The sequence below is a fragment of the Parasaccharibacter sp. TMW 2.1891 genome, assembly GCF_023337675.1.
GTDB classification, from domain to species: domain Bacteria; phylum Pseudomonadota; class Alphaproteobacteria; order Acetobacterales; family Acetobacteraceae; genus Bombella; species Bombella apis.
This window is the reverse complement of record NZ_QORT01000004.1, coordinates 1-19,459: the sequence shown is the minus strand read 5'-3', so window position 1 is coordinate 19,459 and position 19,459 is coordinate 1. Positions and strand designations below refer to the sequence as shown.

Genomic DNA, 19,459 nt, shown 5'->3' with positions numbered 1-19,459 from the left:
ACACACTGTTTCCCCAAGCCTTCACACAATATTTATCCAGCCCTTCGGGAGGGTTGTTCCGTCTTGCAGGGGCGGTCGATTGAAGCGGAGGGACGGACATTCCTTGCCGTGCTGCCTTTCTGGCATTCGGAAACGTTTCGTAACCCGAATATAATTTGTGCGAATCGCATTTTTGGATATGGACAACACCCCATGTTTCATGGTCTGGCTGGAGATAGAGAAGTTCCTTCTCCTCTAACAACAGGAAGTGGTTGTCACGCGATCAGCTTGAAGGTTTGCTATGGCTTATTTTGCACGTCATTTTGGTTCATTGCCGGAACGTTCTGCTCTGCGGAAGGCCATCGCCGAGAAGATCCGGTATCCAGAGCAGGAGTGTGTGGAAGCGCTTCTTCCCGCCGCTGAACTGAAACCTGACGAGGAGATCGTGGCTGGCAAGGTGGCCCTTGCTCTGGCCCGCAATCTGCGTGATCACCGTCGGCCCGGCCTGGTTGAGACGCTGGTGCAGGAATTCAGCCTTGGTTCCGCCGAAGGTGTGGCACTGATGAGCATGGCCGAGGCCCTGCTGCGTACTCCTGACCACGCAACCCGGGATGCTCTGATCCGGGATCAGGTTAGTGTCGGTGACTGGCTGTCCCATATGGGGCGTGACAGTGGGCTGATCATCAATGCTGCCTCTTGGGGGCTTGATGTCACGAGCCGTCTTGTATCCCCCAAAAAGCGCATGGGGGCAATTCATGACCTGCTGCGCAAACGGGGTGAGCCGGTTGTCCGCAAAGCCGTGCAGTTTGCCATGCAGATGATGGGCCAGCAGTTCGTGCTGGGCCAGACCATCGAGGGGGCGCTGAAGGATTCCCACAAGCGGCAGGCCCAGGGCTTCAACTACTCTTACGACATGCTGGGTGAGGCAGCGCTGGACCGTAACGATGCCGAGAGGTATCAGGCCTCCTACCATGCCGCTCTGGAGGCGATCGGCTCCATGGCCAGGGGCAACACGGTTTATGAGCGCCCCGGTCTGTCCATCAAGCTGTCTGCCCTGCATCCTCGCTACGAGCGTGCCAAGCGTGAGCGTGTGATGGGTGAGCTGCTGCCGACGGTCAAGGCACTGGCCGTACGTGCCAAGCATTACAATATCGGCCTGAACATTGACGCTGAAGAAAGCGAACGTCTGGATCTGTCCCTGGATATTCTGGACGCACTCTGCCGTGACCCGGAGCTGGCCGACTGGGATGGCATCGGTTTTGTTGTGCAGGCCTATGGCCGCCGTGCCGCTGCCGTACTGGATTACATCATCGCTCTTGGCCGTGAGACGCACCATCGCATCATGGTCCGCCTCGTCAAGGGGGCCTATTGGGATACCGAGCTGAAAAAGGCCCAGATTGATGGTGTGCCGGACTTCCCGGTTTTTACCCGCAAATGTCATACGGATGTCAGCTATATCGCCTGTGCCCGCAAGCTGCTGGCCGCTGGTGATGCCGTTTTCCCCCAGTTTGCCACGCATAACGCCCGCACGGTGGCGTCCATCTACGCCATGGCTGGCCGGGACTTCCACGAGGGGCAGTACGAGTTCCAGTGCCTGCATGGCATGGGCGAGGCTCTTTATGAAAGCGTCGTAGGGCAGAAACATCTGGGTCGCCCCTGTCGCATTTATGCCCCGGTCGGAACCTATGACACGCTGCTGGCCTATCTGGTCCGCCGCCTGCTGGAGAATGGAGCCAATTCGTCCTTTATCAATCTTCTGGGAGATTCGAAGATTTCCCTGGAGAAGCTGGTGGAGGACCCGGTCAAGACAACCCGGTCCTACACTCCGGTTGGGGCCCCTCATGCTGAGATCAGCAAGCCGCTCGACATGTTTGAGCCTGACCGCCACAATTCGAAGGGCATGGACCTGAATGATGATCTCGTTCTGGCCCGCCTTGGAAAGGGGCTTGAGGGACTGCCGGAGCATTATGAGGCGGCTCCGCTGGTTCCGGGCCTTGGCAAGGCCGAACGCCCTGTCCACCCGGTGACGAACCCGGCGGAGCGGAGTGACCAGGTCGGGACAGTGACATTCGCCGTGCCAGAGGATGTCACTCGTGCTGTGGATGTTGCTGAGGGAGCTTTCGAGGAGTGGGCAGCCCGGTCCCCTGATGACCGTGGCGCCATTCTTGAGCGTGCGGCCGACCTGCTTGAGGAACGCTACATCGCCTATATGGGGCTGGCTGTCCGGGAGGCTGGCAAGTCCTATCCCAATGCCGTAGCTGAGGTACGGGAAGCGATCGACTTTCTCCGGTACTATGGCGGGACGGTCCGGCGTGAGTTCAGCAGCAAGACCCACCTCCCATTGGGGACAGTTGTCTGCATCAGCCCTTGGAACTTCCCGCTGGCCATTTTCCTTGGGCAGGTCTCTGCCGCTCTGGCCGCTGGTAATACCGTTCTGGCCAAACCGGCAGAAGAAACGCCGCTGATCGCCATGGAGGCCGTCAAACTTCTGCATGAGGCTGGCGTGCCGGAAGAGGTCCTGCAACTCCTGCCGGGTGAGGGTGATGTCGGTGCTGCCATGGTGGCGGACAAGCGCATCGCTGGTGTGCTCTTTACCGGTTCCACGGTTGTGGCGCAGATCATTGCCCGCCAGCTGACTGGCCGTCTCGGGCGCAATGGGCAGCCTGTGCCGCTCGTGGCGGAGACGGGTGGCCTGAACGCCATGGTGGTTGATTCTTCGGCCCTGCCGGAACAGGTGGTGAAGGACATCGTTGCCTCCGCTTTCGACAGTGCCGGCCAGCGCTGTTCCGCCCTGCGTGTTCTCTGCGTGCAGGACGATGCAGCCGATCGCATCATTTCCCTCCTGAAGGGCGCCATGGAAGAACTGCGGATCGGCATCCCGGCCAAGCTGGCCACGGATGTCGGGCCGGTCATCAGTGAAGTGGCCCGCAAGGGAATTGTCGATCACATTGAGGCGCTGCGTGGCCGTAACCATCCGGTCTTCCAGGCGCCGGTCGTGAAGGACGAAACGGCTGACGGCACCTTTGTTCCGCCGACACTGATCGAGGTCAATGCGATCGCTGATGTGGGGGGTGAAATCTTTGGCCCGGTGCTGCATGTGCTGCGTTACCAGCGTGAAGAGCTGGAGGCCCTGATCACCCGCAGCAATGCGGGCGGCTATGGGCTGACCTTCGGCGTGCATAGCCGTGTTCCGTCCCGGATCGACTATCTGGTCGAGCGTGTCGAGGCTGGGAACATCTACGTCAACCGCAACATTGTCGGGGCGATTGTCGGTGTCCAGCCGTTTGGTGGTCATGGCCTCTCAGGGACTGGCCCCAAGGCAGGTGGTCCTCTGGCCCTGCGTCGGCAGCTCGCCCATGCGCCCCGTACGCTGCTGGCCAAACCGGACGCCATGCCTGCCATGGCACGGTCCTGGCTGCTGTGGCTGGGAACGGATGACCGTGAGCTGGTCCGTGAGGTGACGCCATGGATGGATCATGGCCTGCTGGATTGCCGTCTGGAGCTTCCTTCTCCTGTAGGTGAGCGGAATACGTACAGGCTTGAGCCCCGTGGCCGTGTGCTGGTTGTGGCAGAGACACCTACCGGCCTGAAGCGCATGATCAGCTATGCGATCAGCTGCGGGAATGAGGTCGTGGCGCTGGCTGCTCCTGCGGTCATTGCCTCTCTGGATACGCTGCCTGATGTTCTGCGGGAGGTGATCAAGCCAGCAGATTCTCTGGGGGATGTGGAAAAATGTTCCGTCATCCTGACGGAGACCATCAATGAAGGGCTGTGGCAGATCGTTGCAGACCATCTGAAGAACCCGGATGCACCTGTCCCGCTGGTCTATTGGGCTGACAGTGTGACGTTGCAGCCGGAAGCCCTGTTGCAGGAGCGGGTGGTCAGCGTCAATACGGCAGCTGCCGGTGGCAATGCCGAGTTGATGACACTGAGCTGACAGGCTGAAAGGAGCCGGGCTGACAGGGTCAGCCCGGTGTTCCGGGCATGTTGTGTCTGTAGATGAAAGAACGGGTGGAGGAGCCATGCTCTTCCACCCGTTCTTTCATGTTGGGATATGGAGTCTGCCCCGGGGAGAAGAGCCCTTCAGGTCGGGATCTTCGTTTTGGGCAGCGGCAGGCAGCCATCTGGTGTGGTAGCCCGCAGGAAATTGGCCAGCTCCCGGAAGGATGTTGCCCGTGGGTCGGATGGACGCCAGACGAGGCTGATGGTCCGGCGGGCTTCGCTCTCACTCAGCTCCCGGACTGTCACAAGGCCGTCAAATTCCTGCCGGTTGTTCAGGGCCAGACGGGGAATGAGGGAGAAACCTTCTCCGGCGCCGATCATGTGCCAGAGCATTTCCAGACTGGTGGCCAGACGCTGGTCCTGCGAGCGGAAATTGCTGGGGCAGAGGGAGAGGGCCTGGTCCCGCAGGCAATGTCCGTCTTCCAGCAGCAGCAGGTCCGGCCGAGCCAGGTCGGCAATGGACAGATTCTTCTTGGTGGCCAGCTCATGGTCTTTGGGGAATACCGCCAGGAAAGGTTCCTGAAAGAGCGGTGCATGTTCCAGTGTTTCGGTAGCAGCCGTGGGTGCCATGAAGGCAACATCCAGATCGCCCTGCCGGAGAGCCTGTACCAGATTGGGCGTGGTGTTCTCATTCAGCCTCAGGCCCAGCTGGGGGTACTTCTGGCGCAGGCGGGGCAGAAGGCCGGGGATGTAGTACGGCCCGAGAGTGGGAATGACGCCGATATGCAGGAGGCCGTCCAGCGGTCCTGTATGGGCCCGGGCGACTTCCAGCAGATTGCGGGCTGAGGCCAGCACATCCCGCCCCAGGGCGATGAGGCGCTCACCTTCCGGTGTGGGAGCCACATGCCGACGGGAGCGTTCGAACAGGGTGACATTGAGAAGCTGCTCCAGCTTTCTCACCTGCTCGGACAGCCCCGCCTGACTGACCCCGCAACGCTCAGCTGCACGGGAAAAGTTGCGCAGGTCATCAACTGCGACGACGTACTCGATGTCCCGAAGGGACAGACCGGAAAGAGGAACGTAGGACATAAGGATACCAATAAGCTGAGTTGGAGGCAGGGCCAAGGGAAAAAGACTGGAATCGCATAAGGATTGATAATGATTCTCAATTATACTGATAACAACCCTCAATTAGACGGTTTCAGAGCCGTGGGCTAGAAGGTGAACATGCTTGACATTCCCAAGGTTGGGCTGTCCCTTTGAGGGGACATCCGCAGGCCCTGCGGAAGTCTACAATTCTGAAAGTGAATGAGGAGGTTTCCATGCCTGCTATTGGTTCCGAGATTAAGCCGTTTACCGCCCAGGCTTTCCGTGATGGCAAGTTCCTTCAGGTCTCTGATGCAGACCTGCGTGGCAAGTGGTCCGTCGTGTTCTTCTACCCGGCTGACTTCACCTTTGTCTGCCCGACAGAGCTGGAAGACCTCGCCGAGAACTATGAGACCTTCCAGAAGATGGGTGTCGAGGTCTTCGGTGTCTCCACAGACAAGCACTTCACCCACAAGGCATGGCACGACACGTCCCCGGCCATCGGCAAGGTGCAGTACACCATGATCGGTGACCCGTCTGGCGACATCGCCCGCAACTTCGATGCTCTGCGTGCCGATGGCAGCCACACGGCTGACCGCGCCACGTTCCTGATCGACCCGGAAGGCAAGATCCAGTACATCGAGATCACCTCCGAGGGTGTGGGCCGTAGCGCTGCCGAGCTGCTCGACAAGATCCGTGCTGCCCAGTACATCGCTGCTCACCCGGGTGAAGTCTGCCCGGCCAAGTGGAAAGAGGGTGGCGACACGGCAACCCTGAATCCGTCCCTGGACCTGGTCGGCAAGATCTGATCACGTCCTGAAAACGGGAAGTATGGTGGGGGGCCTCTCCCCACCGTTGAGGGGAGGCGTGCTGCGTTGTGGTGCGCCTCCTTTTTCATGGGGCCGATTCCCCGGTCTGCCAGACCCTGAGCACCAGAGATTCTGGAGAGAGAATTCATGCTGAACGACGAACTCAAAGGCCAGCTGAGAGGGTACCTCCAGCATCTGCGCCACAACATCATTCTTGTTGCCTCCCTTGATGAGGGCGACAAGTCCCGTGAGATGAAAGAATTTCTTAACGAAATTTCCGAACTCTCTGATAAGGTTTCCTATCAGGAAGGTGGCAATGACGCCCGTCGCCCGTCTTTCCTGATCCGTGCCGCAGATTCAGATGTTCAGGTCTGCTTTGCGGGCATCCCGATGGGCCACGAGTTTACGTCTCTGGTACTGGCCCTGCTTCAGGTTGGTGGTCACCCGCCGAAGGTCGAGGCTGAACAGGTTGCGCAGATCAAGGCCCTGAAGGGTGATTTCCATTTCGAGACCTATTTCTCCCTGTCCTGCCACAACTGCCCGGATGTCGTTCAGGCCCTGAACACGCTGAGCGTGCTCAACCCCAACATCCGCCACACGGCCATTGATGGTGCCCTGTTCCAGGATGAGGTGAACGAGCGTGATGTGCGTTCCGTCCCTCAGGTGTTCCTGAACGGTGAGCGTTTCTCCACCGGTCGCATGGAACTGCCGGAGATTCTGGCCAAGATCGATACTGAAGGTGCTGCCAAGGCTTCCGAGAAGCTGAATGACGAGGCTCCGTTCGACACGCTGGTGATCGGGTCTGGTCCGGCTGGCTGTGCCGCCGCCATCTACACGGCCCGCAAGGGTGTCCGCACTGGTCTGCTGGCTGAGCGCTTCGGTGGTCAGGTCATGGATACGGCTGGCATCGAGAACTTCATCTCCGTACCGGAGACCGAAGGTCCGGCCCTTGCCAAGAATCTGGAGCAGCATGTTCGCAGCTATGATGTCCGTGTCATCACGGCACAGCGTGCTGCCAAGCTGATCCCGGCCGAGAAGGAAGGTGGCCTGCACGAGATCGTGCTGGAGAGCGGTGCCCACCTGAAGGCCCGTACCATCATCGTGGCAACAGGTGCCCGCTGGCGTCAGCTGAACGTGCCGGGTGAGGAAGAATACCGCACACGGGGCGTCGCCTACTGCCCGCATTGTGATGGTCCGTTCTTCAAGGGCCGTCCGGTTGCTGTTGCCGGTGGTGGCAACAGTGGCGTGGAAGCCGCCATCGACCTCGCCGGTATCGTGTCCCACGTGACGCTGCTTCAGTATGACCCTGTGCTGACGGCTGATGAGGTCCTTCAGAACAAGGTCCGCAGCCTGCCGAATGTCGATATCGTGGTGAACGCCCGCACGACCGAGATCCGTGGTGATGGCCGCAAGATGACCGGCCTGAGCTGGCAGGATGTCAAGGATGGCAGCGAGTACAGCATCGACGTGGACGGCATCTTCGTCCAGATCGGCCTGCTGCCGAACACGGACTGGCTGAAGGGTGGCATCGAGATGTCCCGCATCGGTGAGATCGGCATTGACGAGCGTTGCCGTACCTCCATCCCCGGCGTGTTTGCTGCCGGTGATGCCACGACGGTGCCGTACAAGCAGATCATCGTGGCGATGGGTGAGGGTGCCAAGGCTGCCCTGTCTGCCTTTGACCACATCATCCGTGTCCCGGCTGCTTCCTGAGGGAACATCTGATAGGCCCGGACTGCTTCTGATGTGGAAGTCTGGGTGACTGGATGAAGAGACCGGCCTGTTTCAGGCCGGTCTTTTTTGTTTATGGGTGAAAAAGGTCCGGCTGGGGCTGGAGGTCCATGAGGCCCAGTGTTGAAAGCTGGCTGTGATGCAGCAGATGGACACCGGTGGCATGGGCCAGCTGCCGGGCTGGGCGGGTATAGCCAGCGTTGGAGACGACAGCTGCATACTGGGCCTGACGGTGCTGCCGGGCTGTGAAAATTTCCTGGACAGCCTTGTTCCCGACCGGCCTGCCATAGAGTTTGCATTGTATGACGAGCCGGACTCCGCTCTGCTCGGCAATGATGTCCATGCCCTGGTCTGCCCCCGGTGGTGTGGTGCGTGCCTGCCATCCGGCCTGACGCAGCAGTCCGGCGCAGAAACGTTCATAATCCAGCGGGTCCATGGTGGCGGTGAACTGCCGTGGTGTGGTGCTGCTTCCGGCGGCGGCTGGGGGAGGAGATGTCCTGTTGCGCTTGAGAAGGATTTTTACCACACGGCTGATGCGGCGAAGGGTCCGCCGCCGCAGGGAGGGCCATATGTCAGCCAGATTTTCCTGCATCAGGCAGGTGAGAAGGATGCTCTGGCAGAAATAGTCCAGCTCCCTGTGCCAGCGTTGTTTGTCCACGACGCCATAATGGTTTTCGGTCAGGCAGGCCTGTTGGCGTTGCGCCAGTGTATGCTGATGCCGGGCAATGAGCTGGCAGAGAAGCTGCCAGGCCTTGCGCCTGCGTCGCACACGATGGTGGTACTGGAGAAACAGGACCAGGAAAAAGCCGAGGAGAAGTGCATCCGCAGGAAGGATGGCAATACCATGCCCGGGCAGGAAGGAGGGTGTTACGCTGCCGTGGTGAAGTGCTGGGGGCAGTGGACCGGAGCGGGGAAAAAAACCACCATCCGGTTGTCCCGCCATGTCCGCCTTCGATCCTGTGTAGGGGAAGCTGGTGCCGACACTCGGAATTGAACCGAGGACCTACTGATTACGAATCAGTTGCTCTACCCCTGAGCTATGTCGGCATCGGGTTGAGCCTATACAGAAAAATGAGGTGACAGGCAACGGTGTATGTAAAATATTTATGGATAACGGCCTGAAAGGGGTTGCAGACCCCTCTCTGGCGGCGCAAGAGGGGTGGATGTTCAGAAAAGATCATTTTCACAAAGGATTGTGGAGCCAGGGCGGAGCCTGTTCCTTCCTGCGGCATGATGTGGACCAGCCCGCACTCAAGGTGGTGGCCGGGGTGGATGAATGTGATGTCTGTGGTCTCTTCCAGCATGTTCCTCACCTGCGGCCAGGACATGTTCTGAGCTGCGCCCGTTGCGGAAATACCATGGCACGACGGCGCAGGACTTCGGAGATTGGCGGCCCGCTGGTCTTCTGCCTTTCAGCTCTGGCGCTGTATATCGTGCTGCTGGTCAGCCCGCTCATGACGCTCAACATCTACGGGCGGGAGAACATGGTCACCCTCATGAGCGGCCCGCTGGAAATGGCCCGGCAGGGTTATGGGAGCATTGCCATACTGGTGGCTCTGGCCAGCGTGCTCATGCCTGGCATCGTGCTCGTCTGCATGACGCTGATTCTTTATGGTGCGTCCCGGGATGAAATGCCCCGTTGGGTCCGTCCCCTGCTGGCCTGGTATGAAAAGCTGCGCCCGTGGTCCATGGTCGAGGTGTACGTCATTGGCCTGCTCGTGGCCTATACCAAGCTGGTTGATCTGGCCCTGGTCATCCTGCAACCGGGCGTGTACCTGCTCGGGGGGCTGATGGTGATGATGGCAGCCATGGATTCGGCCTTTGATGCCGACATGATATGGAGGCACAGGTCCGTCACCAGGCGCCCTGGTCTGGGCATATACATGGCGGAGGGGCGTGCCCTGCCGCCGGAGAAGCACATGCTGTCCTGCCATGCCTGTGGACTGGTTTTTGTCGCCCGTGGCCCGGTGGATGATGAGCGTGACATGGGGGATTGCCCCCGTTGTGGGCAGATACTGCGGCGGCGCAAGCGGAACAGCCTTCAGGCGGCCATGTGTTTTCTGGTGGCGGCTTTCATTTTCTACATTCCGGCCAACATGCTGCCGGTCATGGCCTTCGTGAAGGTTGGGCACGGACACCCCAGCACCATCATTTCTGGAGTGATCCAGCTTTGGGAGGCTGGCCTTTACTTTCTGGCTCTGCTGGTGCTTTTTGCCAGCATCACCGTGCCGGTCCTCAAGGTGTTCCTGCTGGCCCTGATGATCGGCTGTGAATGTCGGGGCAGGGCCTCTCACAAGGCGCTGAAGCGTCTGACAGGCCTTTACAAGGTCGTGGTGTTCATTGGTCGCTGGTCGATGATTGACGTGTTCATGATCTCCATTCTGGCGGCTGTGGTCCGGTTTGGCTTCATGGCGAGCGTGACGGCCGAGCTGGGCGTGGTCTTCTTTGCTCTTGTGGTTGTGTTAACTATTTTTGCCGCAGACCTGTATGATCCCCGGCGTATGTGGGATGCTGCAGGCTATAACCGGCAGGGTCTGGGCCATTCCAGGCAGGGTGGAGAAGAGGATGTGACGGAATTACGGGATATGGAGCCTGAAAAAGCGTGAGAGATGAGCATCTGAAGCGACATTCCGAAGGTGGACATGGTGCAGAGGCCAATGTCCGGCTGCCACGGTTTTCCGTGCTCTGGATCATTCCCATCCTTGCTCTGCTGATTGCCGGATGGTTGGCCTGGAGGCACTTTGCCACCATGGGGCCGAGCATTGTCGTCTCCTTTGATGCTGCTGATGGCATTGTTCCGGGGCAGACGCAGGTCAAGAACAAGGCGGTGAACCTAGGTGTGGTGCAGGGCGTAGCCCTGAGCCCGGACATGACCCATGCTGATGTGACCATCCAGATGAGTGGCATCGATCCGCGGACGCTCAATGAGCATACCCGGTTCTGGGTTGTCAGCCCGCGCATCAACGGGGCCAGCATCACGGGGCTGGATACGCTTTTTTCTGGCGCCTATATCGCCATGGACCCGGGCAAACCGGAGGGAGGCCATTACCAGACCCACTTTAAGGGTCTGGAAACGCCTCCCGGTATCCGCTCGGACAAACCGGGCAGCACATATTGGCTGGTTTCGTCCACCCTGGAATCCCTCGGGGCCGGGGCTCCCATCTTCTACCGGGACGTACAGGTGGGGGAAATCCTTGGCTATACCATGCCGCCTGGTGGAGAGGGGCCTCTTTTGATCAAGGCCTTCGTGAAGGCGCCCTATGATCGTTATCTGAGGGCTGACAGCCGGTTCTGGAATGTATCGGGGATGCAGATAGGCTTTGGAGCCGGGGGCATGAACATTCGCCTCCAGTCATTCCAGGCTCTCCTTTCCGGTGGGGTGGCGTTTGGTCGTCCTGACAGTGCACAGACTGAGGATACGCCGCCTGCGGTGGCCAATTCCGTTTTCCATCTCTACAAGACAAAGGAGGATGCGGATAATGCCCGTTATCGTCACAAGGTCCCTGTTCTGACCTATGTCGATACAGCTGTGGCTGGTCTGACGGAAGGCAGCAAGGTGACGATGTTCGGTCTTCAGGTCGGACAGGTGACAGGTGTGCATCTGGAGTTGGGAGGTAATAAACGTGGTCACGCTCCCCGTGTCCGGGTGGAGATGCAGCTTGAACCTGAGCGTGTGATTGCTGACGATGAGCAGGATTCCGCCCGGAAGAGCGATCTGCTGGGCAGTTTTGTGGCTGAAGGGATGCGTGCATCTGTCCAGAATGTCAGTTTTCTGACAGGGGAGGCCATGATTGCCCTGTCTTTTGCGCCTGACAAGACGCATGAAGGGCAGCAGATAACGTTTGAGAATGGTGTAGCCGTGATTCCAAGCCAGCCCGGCGGCATGGACAGCATCCTCCAGTCAGTGTCCACCATCACGGACAAGATTGCGGCCATGCCGCTGACCCAGATCGGTGACCATCTGAATGAGATTCTCGCTCATGGTGATGAACGTCTCAGAAGCCCCGAGGTCACACGGGCCATGGCCGGCCTGAGTGGCTCTCTGGTCTCGCTGAACCATCTGCTGGACCATGCGGATGAGCATCTTCCAGAGCTGATGGTCAATCTGAATGGCACACTGGCGCAGGCCCGTACGATGCTGTCCTCCTATGGGGGCAATCCGGACTTCCGCAGAAATCTTGAAGAGCTGATTGTCCAGCTGACACGGATGTCCCGCTCTTTCCATCTTCTGGCGGACTATCTGGACCATCATCCATCATCTCTCATTACCGGTCGGGGGCCCTGATCCATGAAGCGTTTTTTCTACCCTTCCTTCGTGCGTTCATGTGGGCTGCTGGGAGCTGTCTGCCTGGGAGGTGTTCTGTTGGCCGGGTGCAGCAGTACACCTACGACCTATTATGTTCTGGCACCGCAGACCGGGCCAGTGGCGTCCCCTGTGATACAGGCGGCCCTGCCACAGGCCATTGAGGTGCTTACCCCATCCATCACCTCCCGGCTGGATCGGGATGGTCTTTTGAGGGTGATGCAGGATGCCCAGGATCATATGGTGCCTGCTGCTGCTTGGAGTGAGCCGCTCGGCGAGATGCTTGGTCATGCCCTGGCAGCCGACCTGAGGCAGCGCCTGCCCGGCCATGTGCTGTTTTCCCAGAATGATTCTGTAGCCGTGACGGCTGGAGCCTATCTGGAGCTGAGCCTGTCCCGGTTTGAGCAGGATGTATCTGGTCATGCTGTCATTACTGGTGTGCTGTCTGCCCACAGGGCAGGGGCGCCAGATTCACAGGCTTGTGCAGTGAATGTGCAGTGGGTATCGCCGCAGCCTGTCGGAACGAAGCCAGCCGACATGGTGCGGGTTCTGGCGGAAGGTATGGGAGTACTGTCCGACCAGGCCATCCAGCTTCTGTATTCGCTACCGGCACTGCCGGTCCATGAGGAGGCCTCCAGCCTGTAACGGAACAGGGCTTCTGCCTGATGGGGAAACCCTGTACGGCCTCTGGAAGGCTGTACGGGGTTTTTTCATGCCTTCATGAATGAGAAGGGGAAGCCATAAAAAAACCACCCGCTTCAGACCATGAAGGGGTGGTTTCTTTGGAAAGGAACGAAGGCCCTTCCTTCAGAGTTTTTCGACCTGATTGTAGTCCAGATCCACCGGTGTGGAGCGGCCAAAGATGGAGACGCTGACCTTGAGGCGCTGGTTCTCCGTATCGACTTCTTCGACACTGCCATTGAAGGATGTGAAAGGCCCATCGGAAACCCGCACCTGCTCGCCAATCTCGAAAGACAGGCTGGAGCGGGGACGCTCGACACCTTCCTGAGCCTGCTGGAGAATCCGCTTGGCTTCAGCATTGCTGATGGGCGTTGGCTGGTTGTTGCGTGTACCCAGAAAGCCCGTCACTTTCGGTGTGTCCTTGACGAGATGCCAGGCACGGTCCGTCAGTTCCATTTTGACCAGAACATAACCGGGGAAGAATTTGCGTTCCGTGTTCACCTTGCGGCCACGACGGACCTCGGTCACTTCCTCGGACGGTACCAGAATTTCTTCGAACTGATCGCTCAGCCCCTTCTTTTCGGCCTGTTCACGGATATGATCGGCAATCTTCTTCTCGAAGCCTGAATAGACATGCACAACGTACCAGCGTTTTGCCATGATGCTGCTTTAGCCTCCGATGCCTAAGATTTTGCTGATCCCCAGGCCGATCAGCTGATCGACGACGAAAAAGAAAATACAGGTGGCGACGACCATGGCCAGCACGGCACCTGTTGTAATGATGGTATTGCGACGCGTCGGCCACGTAACACGTCTGGCCTCGGCACACACATCTGAAAAATATCTACGAAGGCTGAATCCTGGGCCTTTCTGGGCCGGAGGCATCTTCGGTGAATTGCCTTTCGGCTTTGTGACCGACACCATTATCCTCAAATCTATCTCGGCCCGAGCCCTGTCACCCGGGTAAGGCAGTCAGGCGGGCAGGGTATGACGTGGCAGGGGTGGAGGGTCTCGAACCCCCAACCTCCGGTTTTGGAGACCGGCGCTCTAGCCAATTGAGCTACACCCCTTCAGGGTCGAATCGACCTGCGACCGTCCGCCCCTCAGGGCTTGACGATGGGCAGGAAAAGATAACGACAGGCCCATAAAGTCAAGCACTATCTCCAAGAAAATGAAAAAACCTTTCACATCTGCAGGGTGGGGTGAATCCCCCCTTGTCTTGCTCTGGGAGAGCGGTTATATCTCCAGCCCGAAACAGAGCGGGCGTAGCATAATGGCTAATGCAGTAGCCTTCCAAGCTTCTGATGAGGGTTCGATTCCCTTCGCCCGCTCCAGTCTCCTGAAAAATTGACACTCTGCGCATGGGCCTCGCCATCTATCCATCTAGTAAATGGATGGAACGGGGGCTGCTTGGTGCTGGAGTCCGCGGGCATTGCATCCCTGCTATGCTGGCCGGTTCCACCGGTGTTGTGGGCCGTGGCCCGGTTGGTCCTCTGGTTGCGCTGGAGGGCCCCGCCGTGTTAGTGGACATGGACGAAACACTGGCCGGGTTCCGGCTCTGGGACGCCGTGCTGTCACGCAGCATGTTCCGGGGCATGCCGGTTGGGTTGTGCCGGGAAACCGGTCGTGAAAGCAGAACCTCATGAAGACGGAATGAACCCGTGACGGTTGCACAGGAAAAGCAGATCAGGGCGCCAGGCGAAGTGGCGCAGCGTTATGCCCGGGCCTTTGAGGACTATCTCTCGGACAGCAAACAGGACAAGGCCACCGTGCTGGAGCAGGTGCGGGCGCTGCGAAAGGCCATCGCCCAGCTGCCGGACCTGCGTACCGCTCTGGCGGATCCCCGGCTCGACATCAGCCAGACGGAAAAACTGGTGAAAGCCCTTGGCTCCGCTCTCGGGCTTGGTGAGGCCCTGCAGCGGTTTGTTGGCTTCATTGCCCATCAGCGCCGTCTGTCTGGCCTGGATGAAATCCTGTCAGCCGTTCTTCTTCTGGACGCCCGCCAGCGTGGCGAGGTGCGTGTGGAAGTGACGACTGCCCGTCCAATGGAAGATGGGCAGCGTGAAAGCCTCCGTGCCAGCCTCCAGCAGGCCGGGTATGCCAATATTGCCATGACTGAACATGTTGATCAAACCCTGCTTGGGGGTATGGTTGTGCGTGTTGGTTCAGTTCTTTTTGATACATCGATCGCCGGGCGTCTGGCCCGTCTGCAGAACGCCATGAAGGGAGCCGCGTGATGGAGATCCGTCCCGCCGAGATTTCAGAAATTCTCAAGCAGCAGATCGCGTCCTTTGATCAGCCTGCCGCTGTTTCAGAGACAGGGACCGTTCTGTCCATTGGGGATGGGATTGCCCGCGTTTATGGTCTGACCAATGTTCAGGCCGGTGAAATGGTCGAGTTCGAGGGGAGTGGCGTGCGTGGCATGGCTCTCAACCTCGAGAGCGACAGCGTTGGTGTCGTCATTTTCGGTGAGGGTGACCTCATCAGCGAAGGTGATACCGTGCTGCGCACCGGCAAGGTTGTGGAAGTTCCCGTCGGCAAGGGGCTTCTGGGGCGTGTCGTGGATGCTCTGGGCAACCCGATTGATGGCCGTGGTCCGCTGGAGAATGTCGAATATCGTCGTGCTGATGTCCGGGCTCCGGGTATCATGCCCCGTCAGTCCGTCAGTGAGCCGATGCAGACCGGCATCAAGGCCATTGATGCCCTCGTGCCGATCGGGCGCGGGCAGCGTGAGCTGGTGATTGGTGACCGTCAGACAGGTAAGACCGCCATCCTGATCGACACCATCGTGGCCCAGAAGGGTGTCAATGCCGAGGGTGACCCGAAGAAGTCCCTGTACTGCATCTATGTTGCTGTCGGGCAGAAGCGGTCCACGGTGGCCAACCTTGTGCGCAAGCTGACAGAAGCTGGTGCGATGGATTACTCCATCGTCGTGGCTGCCACGGCCTCCGATGCTGCCCCGATGCAGTATCTGGCTCCTTATTCTGCTTCTGCCATGGGTGAGTATTTCCGGGATAACGGGATGCACTCCCTGCTCTGTTATGATGACCTCTCCAAGCAGGCTGTGGCCTATCGCCAGATGTCCCTGCTGCTGCGCCGTCCGCCGGGGCGTGAGGCTTTCCCGGGTGACGTGTTCTACCTGCACTCCCGCCTGCTGGAGCGCTCCGCCAAGATGTCCGAAGAGTTCGGTGCCGGGTCCATGACGGCCCTGCCGGTGATCGAGACACAGGCTGGTGACACGTCCGCCTACATTCCGACCAACGTTATTTCCATTACGGATGGTCAGATCTTCCTTGAAACTGACCTGTTCTACAAGGGTATTCGCCCGGCCGTGAACGTGGGTGGGTCCGTGTCCCGCGTGGGGTCGGCTGCGCAGATCAAGGCCATGAAGCAGGTTGCCGGTACCATCAAGCTGGAGCTGGCCCAGTATCGTGAGATGGCTTCCTTTGCCCAGTTTGCCTCTGACCTTGATCCGGCAACACGCCGTCAGCTGGATCGTGGTGCCCGCCTTGTGGAGCTGCTGAAGCAGCCGGAAACCTCCCCGCTGGCTGTTGAGGAGCAGGTGGCTGTTCTGTACGCTGGAACCCGTGGCTATCTGGATTCCGTGGCAGTCAACCAGGTGACGTCCTATGAGGCTGCTCTCCTGGAGGAGCTGCGCAACGGTGGCAAGAGTGTTCTGGCCAGGATCCGTACCGAGCAGAAGCTGACACCGGAGATCGAGGGTGAGCTCAAGTCCCTGCTTGAGGCCTTCAGCAAACGTTTTTCAGCCTGAGGGTTGTAGCTCATGCCTTCATTGAAAGAACTGCGCGGAAGGATTGCGGGGGTCAAATCGACCCGCAAGATCACGAGCGCAATGAAAATGGTCGCTGCCTCAAAGCTGAGGCGCGCCCAGAATCAGGCCGAGGCAGCCCGCCCCTATGCTGATACCATGCGGCGTATGATGAGCGAGCTGGCAGCGGCATCGCAGGGGATGGACCCTTCCACCCTGCCGCCGCTTCTGGCTGGCACGGGACGGGACAATGTGCATCTTCTCATTGTTCTGACGTCCGATCGTGGACTGGCCGGTGGCTTCAATGCCAACATCATCCGTGCTGCCCGTCAGCAGATCGAGGACCTTCTGGCGCAGGGTCGTACCGTGCGTCTGCTGCCCGTTGGCCGCAAGGGCGCTGAGATCTTCAGGCGCTATTATCCGGACATGGTTGTGGATTCGCTCCACAACAAGGCGGGGACCCAGCAGGATGCTTATGCCCTTGCCCAGGATCTGGCGAAACGTGTTGCCGATCTGGTCGAGGGTGGGGAGATTGATGCCTGCACCCTGATGCGCAATCGCTTTGTCAATGCGATGACCCAGACGCCACAGGCCCTTGGTCTTGTTCCTCTGCCTGTTGCGGAGAATGACAATGCCGGGGAGAAGAGGACAGACGGCGCTGTCTACGAGTTTGAGCCTGATGAAGGCCACCTTCTTGCACAGCTTCTGCCACGCAATCTGCTTGTGCAGTTTTATGCTGCCGTGCTGGAGAGCGCTGCCGGTGAGCAGGGTGCCCGCATGACGGCCATGGATAATGCCAGCCGCAATGCGAGCAAGGCCATCGAGCGTCTGTCGCTCCGGTATAACCGGACACGTCAGGCCAATATTACTAACGAGCTGATCGAAATCATTTCCGGCGCAGAAGCCGTCTGAGATCATGCAGGAGAGAAATCTGATGTCTGAGGAACTCAACCGCTCTGCTGAAAATGCCGGTGTTGGTGTTGGACGGATCACCCAGATTCGTGGCCCGGTGGTGGATGTCCAGTTTACGGACAAGCTGCCGCATATTCTGAATGCCCTTCATGTCATGAATGGTGATCAGACGGTCGTGCTGGAAGTTGCGCAGGAAATTGGTGAGCGTCAGGTCCGTTGCATCGCCATGGAAGGGACTGATGGTCTCGTTCGTGGTGCTGAGGTGACCGATACGGGCAGCCAGATCACCGTGCCGGTTGGTCCGGCTACTCTGGGCCGCATCATCAATGTCATTGGTGAGCCGGTCGATGAGAAGGGGCCGATCAAGACGGAAACCCGCTTCCCGATCCACCGCCCCGCTCCCTCCTTTGAGGAACAGGCTGCCAATACCGAGATTCTGGTGACAGGTATCAAGGTGATCGACCTTCTCTGCCCGTATCTGAAGGGTGGTAAGATTGGTCTGTTTGGTGGTGCCGGCGTGGGTAAGACCGTCATCATTCAGGAGCTCATCAACAACATCGCCAAGGCGCATGGTGGTGTGTCCGTGTTTGCCGGTGTGGGTGAGCGTACCCGCGAAGGGAACGACCTGTATTACGAAATGCAGGGTGCCGGTGTTATCAAGATTGATGAGAACGGTCATACTGACGGTTCCAAGGTGGCACTGGTCTATGGCCAGATGAACGAGCCGCCGGGTGCCCGTGCTCGTGTGGCCCTGACGGGTCTCTCCGTGGCCGAGTACTTCCGTGATGTGGAAGGTCAGGACGTCCTCTTCTTCGTGGACAACATCTTCCGCTTCACGCAGGCTGGTTCCGAGGTCTCCGCTCTTCTGGGTCGTATCCCGTCTGCTGTGGGTTATCAGCCGACACTGGCAACGGAGATGGGTGCCCTTCAGGAGCGTATTACCTCCACGAAGAAGGGGTCCATCACCTCCGTTCAGGCCGTGTACGTGCCAGCCGATGACCTTACCGATCCGGCTCCAGCTGCTACCTTCGCTCACCTTGATGCCACGACGGTTCTGAACCGTTCCATCGCTGAGATGGGCATCTATCCGGCTGTGGATCCGCTGGATTCGACCTCCCGCTCTCTGGACCCCAAGATTGTGGGGCAGGAGCATTACGAGGTGGCCCGTGCTGTCCAGAGCACGCTCCAGAACTATAAGGAGCTTCAGGACATCATCGCCATTCTCGGCATGGATGAGCTGTCCGAGGAGGATAAGCTGGTGGTGGGCCGTGCTCGCCGCATCCAGCGCTTCCTGTCGCAGCCTTTCCATGTGGCGGAGGTCTTCACGGGGTCTCCGGGCAAGCTGGTGTCTCTGGAAGATACCGTGCGGTCCTTCAAGGCCGTTGTGAACGGTGAGTGCGATGACCTGCCTGAGGGTGCCTTCTACATGGTTGGCGCCATTGAAGAGGCGCAGGCGAAAGCCGAGAAGATGAAGCAGGAGGGCTGATCCATGCCGCTTCGCACCGAAATCGTCAGCCCGGAAAGACGCTATACGGACCGTGAGGTCGATATGGTTGTTGTTCCGGGTACGGAAGGGGACATTGCGGCCATGCCTGGCCGTGCCCCGTTGCTGTTGCAGCTTCGTGGTGGGGTGATCACTCTCTACAAGGACGACCAGGTTCTGGAACGCTGCTTCGTCACGGGTGGTTTTGTCGACATGACAGCGGATCACTGCACGATTCTTGCCGATTCGGTGCGGGCGCTTGAAGACCTGTCCATTGATGATGCCAGCCAGACGCTGGATGAGCTGAAGAATCAGTGGACAAGGGTTGGCCCTGATGAGGTTGAGCTTCAGGAAAGCTTGGGACGTCAGATTCAGGCTGCCCGTGCGGAGATTGAGGTTGCTGAAAAGGTGAAGCAGCACGATCTCAAGTCTCTTTGAAGCCTTCTTGGTCTCAGACTGTTTTGGGAAAGCCGGTCTCCTTTCAAAGGGGACCGGCTTTTTCTTTTCCATGTTCGATTCTTTTTGGTGGGGTGATTCGCCGGGGGGTGTGTTTTTGGGGTTGGGTGGCGGTTTTCTGGGGTTTTTGGGGTTTATGTGAAGAAACTTTGAGAAAGTTTCGGGAATCGTGTTGACCGTGTGGGGGTGGGTGCGTATAAGCCCATTCACCGGCGGCGCTGGAGCGGAAGTTTCGGGGCGGCTGGGGTGGTCATTGACAAGAGAATATGGGTTATAAAGTAGAGACTGGAAGGGATATGTTGGCGGCG

The 19,459-nt window shown here is 58.9% G+C and carries 16 protein-coding genes and 3 tRNA genes; 13 read left to right on the top strand and 6 right to left on the bottom strand.

Annotated features, from left to right (window positions below):
• The first annotated feature begins 280 nt into the window (after nucleotides 1-280).
• Entirely contained in the window at nucleotides 281-3,916 is a 3,636-nt protein-coding gene (putA, locus tag DTJ15_RS08540; protein ID WP_043559610.1) for a bifunctional proline dehydrogenase/L-glutamate gamma-semialdehyde dehydrogenase PutA, read from the top strand.
• A 146-nt stretch (nucleotides 3,917-4,062) separates the two neighbouring features.
• Here the strand turns inward: putA and DTJ15_RS08535 are convergent, their stop codons facing one another.
• The gene (locus DTJ15_RS08535) at nucleotides 4,063-5,010 is read right to left on the bottom strand and encodes a hydrogen peroxide-inducible genes activator (protein ID WP_043559608.1); all 948 of its coding nucleotides are present in this window, start codon (nucleotides 5,008-5,010) and stop codon (nucleotides 4,063-4,065) included.
• Between the two features lie 233 nt (nucleotides 5,011-5,243).
• Here DTJ15_RS08535 and ahpC point away from each other — a divergent pair, with 233 nt between their 5' ends.
• Nucleotides 5,244-5,816, top strand: a complete 573-nt coding sequence (ahpC, locus tag DTJ15_RS08530; RefSeq protein WP_043559605.1) for an alkyl hydroperoxide reductase subunit C — start codon at nucleotides 5,244-5,246, stop codon at nucleotides 5,814-5,816.
• Nucleotides 5,817-5,963: 147 nt separating this feature from the next.
• A complete protein-coding gene (gene ahpF / locus DTJ15_RS08525) occupies nucleotides 5,964-7,529 on the top strand; it encodes an alkyl hydroperoxide reductase subunit F (RefSeq protein ID WP_249109830.1) in 1,566 nt (521 codons plus the stop codon).
• Nucleotides 7,530-7,620: 91 nt separating this feature from the next.
• On the opposite strand, the gene DTJ15_RS08520 is transcribed toward ahpF, so the two are convergent.
• Both DTJ15_RS08520 and DTJ15_RS08515 read right to left on the bottom strand, forming a co-directional pair.
• A complete protein-coding gene (locus tag DTJ15_RS08520) occupies nucleotides 7,621-8,490 on the bottom strand; it encodes a restriction endonuclease (RefSeq protein WP_249109829.1) in 870 nt (289 codons plus the stop codon).
• Nucleotides 8,491-8,519: 29 nt separating this feature from the next.
• A tRNA-Thr gene (locus DTJ15_RS08515) sits at nucleotides 8,520-8,594 on the bottom strand.
• 116 nt (nucleotides 8,595-8,710) lie between these two features.
• Between DTJ15_RS08515 and DTJ15_RS08510 the strand changes: the two genes are divergently transcribed.
• The 3 genes from DTJ15_RS08510 to DTJ15_RS08500 are packed head-to-tail and all read left to right on the top strand — an operon-like array spanning nucleotide 8,711 to nucleotide 12,495.
• A complete protein-coding gene (locus DTJ15_RS08510; protein ID WP_081562561.1) occupies nucleotides 8,711-10,153 on the top strand; it encodes a paraquat-inducible protein A in 1,443 nt (480 codons plus the stop codon).
• The gene (locus DTJ15_RS08505) at nucleotides 10,150-11,832 is read left to right on the top strand and encodes an intermembrane transport protein PqiB (RefSeq protein ID WP_081562560.1); all 1,683 of its coding nucleotides are present in this window, start codon (nucleotides 10,150-10,152) and stop codon (nucleotides 11,830-11,832) included. The genes DTJ15_RS08510 and DTJ15_RS08505 overlap by 4 nt, the downstream gene beginning before the upstream one ends.
• Nucleotides 11,833-11,835: 3 nt before the next feature.
• Complete coding sequence (locus DTJ15_RS08500) at nucleotides 11,836-12,495, top strand: membrane integrity-associated transporter subunit PqiC (protein WP_249109828.1); 660 nt, start codon at nucleotides 11,836-11,838, stop codon at nucleotides 12,493-12,495.
• Nucleotides 12,496-12,657: 162 nt separating this feature from the next.
• Here the strand turns inward: DTJ15_RS08500 and nusG are convergent, their stop codons facing one another.
• The 3 genes from nusG to DTJ15_RS08485 form a co-directional block, all read right to left on the bottom strand.
• On the bottom strand, nucleotides 12,658-13,191 hold the full coding sequence (nusG, locus tag DTJ15_RS08495; RefSeq protein ID WP_043559594.1) for a transcription termination/antitermination protein NusG: 534 nt from the start codon (nucleotides 13,189-13,191) through the stop codon (nucleotides 12,658-12,660).
• Between the two features lie 9 nt (nucleotides 13,192-13,200).
• On the bottom strand, nucleotides 13,201-13,455 hold the full coding sequence (secE, locus tag DTJ15_RS08490) for a preprotein translocase subunit SecE (RefSeq protein WP_081562558.1): 255 nt from the start codon (nucleotides 13,453-13,455) through the stop codon (nucleotides 13,201-13,203).
• A gap of 69 nt (nucleotides 13,456-13,524) precedes the next feature.
• Nucleotides 13,525-13,601, bottom strand: a tRNA-Trp gene (locus tag DTJ15_RS08485).
• A 189-nt stretch (nucleotides 13,602-13,790) separates the two neighbouring features.
• On the opposite strand from DTJ15_RS08485, the gene DTJ15_RS08480 reads away from it, so the two are divergent.
• The 7 genes from DTJ15_RS08480 (at nucleotide 13,791) to atpC (ending at nucleotide 19,133) form a co-directional block, all read left to right on the top strand.
• Nucleotides 13,791-13,865: transfer RNA gene (locus DTJ15_RS08480), tRNA-Gly, on the top strand.
• Between the two features lie 27 nt (nucleotides 13,866-13,892).
• The gene (locus tag DTJ15_RS08475; protein ID WP_143539988.1) at nucleotides 13,893-14,177 is read left to right on the top strand and encodes a hypothetical protein; all 285 of its coding nucleotides are present in this window, start codon (nucleotides 13,893-13,895) and stop codon (nucleotides 14,175-14,177) included.
• Between the two features lie 15 nt (nucleotides 14,178-14,192).
• Complete coding sequence (gene atpH, locus DTJ15_RS08470) at nucleotides 14,193-14,768, top strand: ATP synthase F1 subunit delta (RefSeq protein WP_043559589.1); 576 nt, start codon at nucleotides 14,193-14,195, stop codon at nucleotides 14,766-14,768.
• A complete protein-coding gene (gene atpA / locus DTJ15_RS08465; RefSeq protein ID WP_043559586.1) occupies nucleotides 14,768-16,303 on the top strand; it encodes a F0F1 ATP synthase subunit alpha in 1,536 nt (511 codons plus the stop codon). The genes atpH and atpA overlap by 1 nt, the downstream gene beginning before the upstream one ends.
• Before the next feature lie 12 nt (nucleotides 16,304-16,315).
• The gene (locus DTJ15_RS08460; protein WP_043559583.1) at nucleotides 16,316-17,212 is read left to right on the top strand and encodes a F0F1 ATP synthase subunit gamma; all 897 of its coding nucleotides are present in this window, start codon (nucleotides 16,316-16,318) and stop codon (nucleotides 17,210-17,212) included.
• A gap of 22 nt (nucleotides 17,213-17,234) precedes the next feature.
• A complete protein-coding gene (gene atpD, locus DTJ15_RS08455) occupies nucleotides 17,235-18,698 on the top strand; it encodes a F0F1 ATP synthase subunit beta (RefSeq protein WP_043559688.1) in 1,464 nt (487 codons plus the stop codon).
• Between the two features lie 3 nt (nucleotides 18,699-18,701).
• Nucleotides 18,702-19,133, top strand: coding sequence for an ATP synthase F1 subunit epsilon (gene atpC / locus DTJ15_RS08450; RefSeq protein WP_043559580.1), 432 nt, complete (start codon nucleotides 18,702-18,704; stop codon nucleotides 19,131-19,133).
• The last annotated feature ends 326 nt before the right edge of the window (nucleotides 19,134-19,459 follow it).

What these genes read in the sequence shown, in the direction of transcription:
- atpC (WP_043559580.1), top strand. Translation starts at nt 18,702, where the DNA reads ATGCCGCTTCGCACCGAAATCGTCAGCCCGGAAAGACGCTATACGGAC.
- DTJ15_RS08520 (WP_249109829.1), bottom strand. Translation starts at nt 8,490, where the DNA reads ATGGCGGGACAACCGGATGGTGGTTTTTTTCCCCGCTCCGGTCCACTG.
- nusG (WP_043559594.1), bottom strand. Translation starts at nt 13,191, where the DNA reads ATGGCAAAACGCTGGTACGTTGTGCATGTCTATTCAGGCTTCGAGAAG.
- DTJ15_RS08475 (WP_143539988.1), top strand. Translation starts at nt 13,893, where the DNA reads ATGGGCCTCGCCATCTATCCATCTAGTAAATGGATGGAACGGGGGCTG.
- putA (WP_043559610.1), top strand. Translation starts at nt 281, where the DNA reads ATGGCTTATTTTGCACGTCATTTTGGTTCATTGCCGGAACGTTCTGCT.
- ahpC (WP_043559605.1), top strand. Translation starts at nt 5,244, where the DNA reads ATGCCTGCTATTGGTTCCGAGATTAAGCCGTTTACCGCCCAGGCTTTC.
- ahpF (WP_249109830.1), top strand. Translation starts at nt 5,964, where the DNA reads ATGCTGAACGACGAACTCAAAGGCCAGCTGAGAGGGTACCTCCAGCAT.
- secE (WP_081562558.1), bottom strand. Translation starts at nt 13,455, where the DNA reads ATGGTGTCGGTCACAAAGCCGAAAGGCAATTCACCGAAGATGCCTCCG.
- DTJ15_RS08535 (WP_043559608.1), bottom strand. Translation starts at nt 5,010, where the DNA reads ATGTCCTACGTTCCTCTTTCCGGTCTGTCCCTTCGGGACATCGAGTAC.
- DTJ15_RS08460 (WP_043559583.1), top strand. Translation starts at nt 16,316, where the DNA reads ATGCCTTCATTGAAAGAACTGCGCGGAAGGATTGCGGGGGTCAAATCG.
- DTJ15_RS08510 (WP_081562561.1), top strand. Translation starts at nt 8,711, where the DNA reads ATGTTCAGAAAAGATCATTTTCACAAAGGATTGTGGAGCCAGGGCGGA.
- DTJ15_RS08500 (WP_249109828.1), top strand. Translation starts at nt 11,836, where the DNA reads ATGAAGCGTTTTTTCTACCCTTCCTTCGTGCGTTCATGTGGGCTGCTG.
- atpA (WP_043559586.1), top strand. Translation starts at nt 14,768, where the DNA reads ATGGAGATCCGTCCCGCCGAGATTTCAGAAATTCTCAAGCAGCAGATC.
- atpD (WP_043559688.1), top strand. Translation starts at nt 17,235, where the DNA reads ATGTCTGAGGAACTCAACCGCTCTGCTGAAAATGCCGGTGTTGGTGTT.